The sequence below is a fragment of the Candidatus Hydrogenedentota bacterium genome (genome assembly GCA_012523015.1).
Taxonomy (GTDB): Bacteria; Hydrogenedentota; Hydrogenedentia; order Hydrogenedentales; family CAITNO01; genus JAAYBJ01.
In genome coordinates, this window is the sequence record JAAYJI010000138.1 from 1 (window position 1) to 8,109 (window position 8,109).

Genomic DNA, 8,109 nt, shown 5'->3' on the forward strand with positions numbered 1-8,109 from the left:
ATGGTCGAAAAGTTGGCTGTCCCTGTCCAAACCTGATACAGCGAAGACAATCTCGACTGGAACCCTGATCTCGTTATTATTGGCAATGCCTTAAGCCGTGGCAACCCGGAAGTCGAAGCCGTATTATCCCGTCGCATGCTGTATATGAGCCTCCCTGAATGGTTGAAAATGAATGTCCTGCGACAACGTCAAGTCGTTGTGGTTTCCGGCACCCAGGCAAAACGACAACCACCGCATTGACAGCCCATGTATTGTCGCAAGCCCGTTCAGACATTGGCTATTTCATTGGCGGTGAAGCTTTAGGATTTCCTTTTTCATCCAAGCTCGGTACGGAAGGGGCTCCCTTTATTATTGAAGGCGATGAATACGACACTGCCTTTTTCGATAAGCGTGCCAAATTCCTGCACTATCTCCCGGAGATTGCCGTGGTAACGTCTCTCGAATTCGACCACGGTGATATTTACAACAATCTTCGTGAAATTGAAATCGCCTTTCAGCGCATGTTCCGACAAATCCCACAAGACGGGCTTGTCCTTTTATGCGCCGATAATTACGCCCTTTCTTTGAAAAATAAAGCCTTTTCAAAAGTGGAATCTTACGGACTGGAAGCGCCCGCCGATTGGCAAGGCCTTATAAAGCGAGATCCCAATAATCGTGTGCTTCTTGACATCTCCTACAAAGGAACAAAATGGGGTAAAGTGATGCCCTCCTTATTTGGCAAGCACAACCTCCAAAATACTTTGGCGACCGTTGCCGTTGCGGCCACCTTGGGGCAACAGGCTCCGCAAATTGCCGCAGCCGTTGAGAGCTTTCCCGGTGTTCGGCGTAGACTGGAGGTCTTCCTTGATACGGGGAAAGCGGTCTTTGTCGAAGATTTCGCCCATCATCCCACTGCCATACGAGAGACCGTCGCCGCGGCGCGAGAACACTGGCCTCAGAAACGGCTGCGCGTACTCTTTGAGCCCCGATCCAATACCACTGTGACCAATCGCTTCCAAAAAGAATTGGAAGAAGCCTTTGACGGCGCTGATGAACTCTGTTTAGGGCCTATACATCGCGCCGAGCGTATCGCCGAAGAGGAGCGTTTAAATACACAAAGGCTCGTAGAGAATCTTGAAAAGAAGGGAATTACCGCGCATGCCTTTACTGAAGTACCGCCTTTAGCCGACTACATATTGGACTCTCTCGGCGATACCGATCTCATCTTGATTCTCAGCAACGGTGCCTTTGGCGGTCTCTACACCATGCTCCGCGAAGCCTTGGCTCCCGATAAAACACAGCCATAACGGATTGCTACGCTATTCAAAAGAATATACTTTTGGGTCGTCTCAACGCCAATTAAAAAACGGGAGGCCCCCCATCCTCAGGCAGCAATACGGGAATCATGCCATCAGCAGCGGCAGGAGGCGCCTCGCTGGGCGTGGCGGGCATAACCGGCCATGTCATTTCCGGTTCGGGTACCTCACCCGCCAGATAGCTGTCAATGGCACTCTTATCGACATTGTATATCGTGTCCCGCGTCTCCGTTAAGAGCGATTTCACAGCATCTTTAACAAGTTCAGAGCGCGTACTATTTTCTGAAATATGGCCGGCAATCGCCACAATCAGATCATTGATCCGTGAGGACATTTGTTTCAACCCATTTTGCGTGGCGGTGGATAGTTTTAGTGCAGCATCATCAACAGCCGCTGTGTAGGGCAGTGACGTTCCTTCTGCAGCGCGCGCCTGCACGTTGGGATCGGCATCGAAAATGGATTGGTAGGCATCTAACATATAATGCATGTAGAGCTTCATAGCGAGGATTTGCAGCTCCGGTACTTCACCTGGATGCGAAGCGATACCGATCAGTACTTCCCGTATCTTTTTGTCTCTGGAAGCAAGATACAGGGGAAGGGCACGGGTGAGCAAGCTGTCCTGCGCAAATCCCGGTACAGACCGTTCCATTAAAAATCTGCGCAGCACAGGATCCTCTTCTCGATTGCTGATCAATGAAAATAAGGTGTCAGATTCAGAAGGCTTATCCTTGGGGAAGCCATGTATATCTCTTTCCTGCACTTCTCTATTGGGATTATCGATATCTTCACGCAAGACCATAGGCAAGTATTCAAGGGCTACCGTCACATTGCGCAATACTTCTTGATCTACTTTCGCCTTCGGCTTGCCCATACCTTCTTGCTGGCGCGCCACAATAATCCCCTCTTTCGCCGCCCGTATCAGGACGGCTGCCTGTAAGTGGCGAAAGGATTCAAAGGGATATTCTTCACCGGGCGTATGCAATCCCTTGTTGATGCTGGGTTGTCGTGGCGGACCACTTTCAATCTGTGTCACCACATCATTCACCATTTGCCAATAGGGATAACGCGTCCGTCCTGTGGGCGCAATCGGTTCTGCAACAATAACAGACAACAAAATATAACTTGCTGACAGAAACATAAGGATCACTCCAATATTTAGATTTCTTTGTATTTTGCGGGTCGCCGCCACTCTTTAACACTTGTCTCGGCAGCGCTTACACCTCCACATTATAGCATGGAATAAGCCGAGTGGCCGCAGCAGAGACTGAGTCTTTTTTAAGGTTTAAATTCTTACTACCCGTAAGTATTCTTCCGGATTTACAATCCCTGCTAGAATCTTTTCACGGCAATGATCCGCCATGGTACTGAAACTTTCTGCTTCCATTATTTTCTCAGCCGTAGCTTCGGTTTCAATGAGATGGCGTATCTTGGCCGTGATTTCAAAGACTTCAAAGATTCCTGTCCGCCCTGAAAAGCCCGTGAAATGACAGCGTTGGCAGCCTTTGCCCCGGTATAGATCTATTTTCGCGTGTACCACATCAATAGATTGCAGAAGACCATCGGTGGGGAAGAAACTATATTTGCATGCAGGACAAATCTTTCTGACAAGACGCTGTCCAATGACAGCGGTCAGTGCTGTTGCAATGAGAAAGGCGGGAATGCCCATATTGCGCAGCGTACTGATCGCTTCGATGGCATCATTGGTATGGAGCGTACTGAAAACGAGATGCCCCGTCATGGCAGCACGAATGGCGATTTGTGCCGTCTCTGGATCACGGATTTCGCCGACCAACAAGACATCAATGTCCTGCCGCATGGCGGCGCGCAGCGTATTGGCAAAAGTCACATTGATCTCCGGATCAATCTGAACCTGATTAATGCCGGCAAGCTGGTATTCTACCGGATCCTCCAAAGTAACTATGCTCTCAGTCATTACGTTCTTTTGATTTAATGCGGCATAGAGCGTAGTGGTCTTACCGCTGCCCGTAGGACCTGTAACCAGAATCATCCCATAGGGCTGCTTGATCAAGTTATTCAACGTCTTTTCATCATCATCGCTTAAGCCTAGATCCTTAATACCCGACAAGACCGAGCTTTGATCCAACAGGCGCAGCACAACACGCTCGCCCAGATAGGTAGGCAGCGTAGCGACGCGGATATCAATTTCGCGATCGCCTAAAGCAAGGCTGATATGACCGTCCTGGGGATGACGCGTATCAGTAATATCAAGATCGGAAATAATTTTGATTCGCGATACCAGCGAGGGATAAAGAGATTCGGGGATACGCATCACATCGTGGAGCATGGCATCGATGCGATACCGAACCCGTGATTCCGGCAGCTGCGGATCAATGTGGATATCCGTAGCGCCGGCATTGATCGCGCCTTCAATTATCATGGATACAATTTGAACCACGGAAGCGCCGGCGGCAGCCTGAGCAATTTCTTCAAAGCGAACATCACGATCCGATTCGACTGGCTGCGCTTCGTTGTCGCTATCTTCCTTCTTGACAGCCTCTTTCGCAATCACTTGTTTCTGTAGGCCGCGCTCGTCTTTTGGAGCGGGCTGATCAACGATGACCGCATACCGCTTCTTAATCTCCTCTTCTATATCTTCAACAGCGGTCAAAAAGGTCTTGATTTCTGTGCCCAGAATCACGCCCACTTCTTTCAATCGCTCACGGGTTTGCGGATGAACGGCAAGGACAACCAGTGTATCGTCAGTAAGCGAGATCGGGATAATTTTATGTTGCAGTGCTAAGGGCTCGGGAAGCGCAAGAAGTGCTTCAGCAGTGCTGGGCGTATCGCGCAAACAGGCATATTCCATGTTGTACTGTTTTGCCAGCGCATGGGCCATCGCCTCGCGGGTGACAAACTTCTTCTCAAGCAGGATATTGCCTAAAAGACGACCGCTGCGCTTTTGCTCTTCCAAGGCTTCGTCGAGTTCTGCTTCTGTAAGGTGTCCCATGCTCACCAAGCTTTCGCCCAAGCTTATCGGTGCTGTCTTCGCCGCGCGCGAATGAAATTCGTAATGTAATACATTGTCCAGCGTATCAAAACTGATGCGGCGCTGTTGTATCAATTGCTTATACCAAGGCGTACCTGTTGTGATTTCGTTGGCTTTGACTTCATCCAATTCTTCACGGGTTATGATGTCTTGCCGAACCAGTTCCTCGCCGGTTAAAAGATACGGGTCATCATGTTGCATAAAAAACCTTTCATAAAATACAAAGCCTATTCAAGCCGATACCGTCCGGGCACTCCCACAAGAAGCCCCTTTGCCGCCAACGGGAAGCAGCTTTCTCACACACCAAACAAACACGCTAAATGCGCGACTTTATCCACGTAACGATTTCCGACACATACTGTTCTTTTTCAAGGTCATTGAAAAGCTCGTGGTAGCCATCAGAATAAATACGAAGCTCTTTATCGACCGAAGCAGCGCCTTTGTAAAGCATCTCGCTGCCCGACGGAGAAACTACGTGATCCGCTCCTCCATGCAAGACCAGCATGGGCTGTGTAATCTTTTCAAGATCCTCTTCAACTTCTTCTATGATCCTGTAAAATTCACTGGCCGTATGGGCTGCAACCCGACCGTGATAGGATAAAGGATCGTTGTTCGTTGCTTCTATCACTGAGGAATCACGGCTTAAGCCTTTGTTATTCACTTTTCCGATGGGAGCACAAGGTAGAATGCGCGCAATGATGGGGCCGAGCGCCACAATACATTTAGGCAGGTTATCGCTAAAGGCGAGGAAAGGACTGCTGAAAACCAGTCCTTGAGTCTCCACCGTCCGTGTTTGCATATAACGCGCCAGCACCATCCCGCCCATGCTATGCCCCAACAAAAAGAGCGGTACCGGAGCCAGATCTTCTTGCAGATGGGTCAGGAACAAACCCAAATCATCAAGCAAATGCTCAAACTGGTAGATATAGCCGCGCTTGCCCGGAGAACGACCATGACCCCGTTGATCGTAGGTAAAGGTGGCGAGTCCCGCCTCCACAAAACGTTCCATCGTCCACGCATACCGGGTACAATGATCTCCATAGCCGTGGATAATCACCACATTTGCCAAAGGCGTCTCTGTTGGAACAAGTCGGCGTTCATAAAGACGCAACGTTTCACTTACTTCAAACCAGCCGTCTTTAAACATGTCTTGTTCTCCTTGTTAGCTGTTCAATCACCGTTTACGATACCAACTTAATTGTATAGTTTTCACCGGTCATAATGGAAAAATCCACCTGTTGCGGCACGCCGGAGGGCGGCAGCAAAATGACCTCATCGCTCGGTTCCAGTATATCACGGCCTATATCAACGCCCGGCACGACGCGGATTAACATCAAGCCTTTTTCCGTTAACTTAAAAACGCCTACATTCGTAATGTAAAAAACCTGTTGCCCTCTTTGCGCGGCAAGTTTCCCGTTAAACGTTATCTCACGGATCTGATCTTTTAATTTTAGGGAACCGGCTTTGTCTATAAATAGTGCCCCGTTGTGAATGCGCATCTGCGCGCCCACCATCCACGTCGCTATAAAAAAAAGATTTCGCGCGTTGATGCTGAAGTCGATGAAGCCGCCCGGACCTACAGCGTTGATTGCTTTGTCGCCTCGCTTTGACACATTCACATTGCCAAAGCCGTCAAACTCAAGCATGCCCAAAATACTTGCATCTAAACCTTCGTAGCAGCGATGAAAGATTTGCGCGGAACTGATCATTTCATCGGGACACACCGCCGCGCCAAAAAATACGCCCGGCGCCGGTAATCCGCCCAAAACACCGCTTTCCGTGAAAAAATGCAGTCCATGCGATACATCAGCACCATATAATATGCGGCACACTTCCTCCGGCAATCCTGTCCCGATGTTGACCAAGGAACCGGCTTTTACATGCTCCGAAAAGAAGGAGGCCGCCAAGCGTGCCAAGGCGTAATCGACCTGCGAACGGCGCGGTGTTATACCCAGCACTTGATTCACAAATTTCAAGCGCCTAATCCCCTCATCAATAGAAATCGGACTGTCTAGCGTGAAGAGGGGCCAATAGCGGCGGTGCCGGATAGACGCAGCTTGCTCGGTCTTGGGATAAACGACGATTCTATCCACCCACGAAGCAGGCAAAAAAACCGCGTCCGGATCTTCCTCAACAACAGACGCCACATTCACAATAACCAAGCCGCCGTTGTGACGGGCTGCACGAACGATCTCCATGCTTTCCGCAATCATGGACGCGTTGCGAACATAAATATTGCCTTGAGAATCCGCCGACGGCGCGTTGAGCAGTGCAACGGTAATAGGCGGCAAACGGTAGCGCAGCTGCTCTCCCTCCAACTGAACCCATTGTTGCCGGCTCGTATGGGCAATGGGCGTCCCGGAACCCACCCGTGGATCCAAAAAGGTGCCCACGCCGGTATCGGTCAATAAAGAGTCTTTGCCCTGACCTTGACCTTCAATCAGAAAAGCCAAAATACCTTGAGGTAAACATTGAATTTCCGCCTTACCGCTGTCTGCAAGGCGAAGGATGGATTTGTAGGTTTCCGTATGACCGGTGAAAAGACGGGTGCATAAGCCATCGATTCCCAACTCTTCGATAGACCCGGGAGCACGTCCGCGTGCGCCCATCCCGCCTATAGCGATAAGGGATAGGTTTTGGGGATGGCCGGTCTCTTCATAGCACCGGCGCAAACAACGGTAAAGGATAGACGGCCATTGATTACCCCCAAGTCCGGAGGTGGCAACAACGGCATGGTCAGGAATCAGGGCGACCGCTTCACGAGCCCCTACAAACTTTGGATTACCCGGAATCTTAAAGGTATAATGCGTATCGAAGCGATTTCTGGTAACCAGCCATCGCAAGATATGATAAAGGAGATGAGCCTTTGTACCGAGGTTCATGTCTTTTCCTTTTCGGCTGTGCCATAACGCAACTACAGCATACCCGATTTCGTATCATAAGTAAAACACAGATACACCCTTTTTTGCAGCCTCTTTAGAAAAGACGCCTACGCCGTGCGCATCCTAACAGCGCGTTACAAAAGCAACACTCCCCTTCTATGATAGGCGGAGAAGATCAAAGACACGGGGCTAACTGGAAAAATAGGGGTGAAATATGAAAGAATATCCATACGCGCCTGTAGCTCAGGTGGATAGAGCATCTGCCTTCTAAGCAGAGGGCCGCTGGTTCGAGTCCAGCCAGGCGCGCCATTTTCTCTTGTTTCCGCTTTAATTTTCTGTTCCGGCAGAACCTTCTTTCTTCCGACTCTATTTCCTTACTGCACTATGGCTTAGGCTAGAGATCGGCTGAAAACAGAGAACCAGGATCGCCGATTCGGTGAAATTTTGATTTCACCTCTCTCAAGTGATATAATTCCCTCAGTTTGCATTATCGCGGGGTGGAGCAGCCTGGTAGCTCGTTGGGCTCATAACCCAAAGGTCGCGGGTTCGAATCCCGCCCCCGCTACCAATATGAACAAAAACGTCCTTGTTTGTCTTTAAACGAACAAGGACGTTTTTTATAGCGCTGCAAAACTTTCCGCCCCATCTCCAAGATTTTCCGTTTCCAGCCGCAGAAAATCCTCTCCCATCACCTCCGTTGTGCCAAGCGCCCATGTAATTCTGCCGGAAAACCCGCCCATGAAACACAGAACCTCTCATAACAACCGGACCAAAAAGTGCAGGGTTAACAACATTTTATAGTATTCATGATAAATATCAATTTTAAATTTGGTATGGCGCCTTGTTCAATTGACAGAGACCGAGCTTACAAAAACATTGGATATCATGATATACTTTATTTCTCCATAGAGCATGTATCCTATGA

Annotated in this window: 5 protein-coding genes and 2 tRNA genes; 3 read left to right on the forward strand and 4 right to left on the reverse strand. The window is 49.4% G+C overall.

The features are described 5' to 3' along the window. Nucleotides 1-158 precede the first annotated feature (158 nt). On the forward strand, nt 159-1,286 hold the full coding sequence (locus GX117_05735) for a UDP-N-acetylmuramate--alanine ligase (protein ID NLO32845.1): 1,128 nt from the start codon (nt 159-161) through the stop codon (nt 1,284-1,286). Between the two features lie 52 nt (nt 1,287-1,338). On the opposite strand, the gene GX117_05740 is transcribed toward GX117_05735, so the two are convergent. The 4 genes from GX117_05740 to GX117_05755 all read right to left on the reverse strand — a co-directional run bounded on the left by GX117_05740 (nt 1,339) and on the right by GX117_05755 (nt 7,184). Continuing rightward, nucleotides 1,339-2,433 (reverse strand): hypothetical protein, encoded by a 1,095-nt coding sequence (locus GX117_05740; protein ID NLO32846.1) that lies wholly within the window; start codon nt 2,431-2,433, stop codon nt 1,339-1,341. Between the two features lie 144 nt (nt 2,434-2,577). Next, complete coding sequence (locus GX117_05745; GenBank protein NLO32847.1) at nt 2,578-4,503, reverse strand: type II/IV secretion system protein; 1,926 nt, start codon at nt 4,501-4,503, stop codon at nt 2,578-2,580. Nucleotides 4,504-4,618: 115 nt separating this feature from the next. After that, complete coding sequence (locus GX117_05750) at nt 4,619-5,449, reverse strand: alpha/beta hydrolase (GenBank protein ID NLO32848.1); 831 nt, start codon at nt 5,447-5,449, stop codon at nt 4,619-4,621. Between the two features lie 34 nt (nt 5,450-5,483). Continuing rightward, complete coding sequence (locus tag GX117_05755) at nt 5,484-7,184, reverse strand: hypothetical protein (GenBank protein ID NLO32849.1); 1,701 nt, start codon at nt 7,182-7,184, stop codon at nt 5,484-5,486. 232 nt (nt 7,185-7,416) lie between these two features. Between GX117_05755 and GX117_05760 the strand changes: the two genes are divergently transcribed. Both GX117_05760 and GX117_05765 read left to right on the forward strand, forming a co-directional pair. Further along, nucleotides 7,417-7,493: transfer RNA gene (locus GX117_05760), tRNA-Arg, on the forward strand. A 182-nt stretch (nt 7,494-7,675) separates the two neighbouring features. Then, nucleotides 7,676-7,752 (forward strand) — tRNA-Met (locus tag GX117_05765). Nucleotides 7,753-8,109 lie beyond the last annotated feature (357 nt).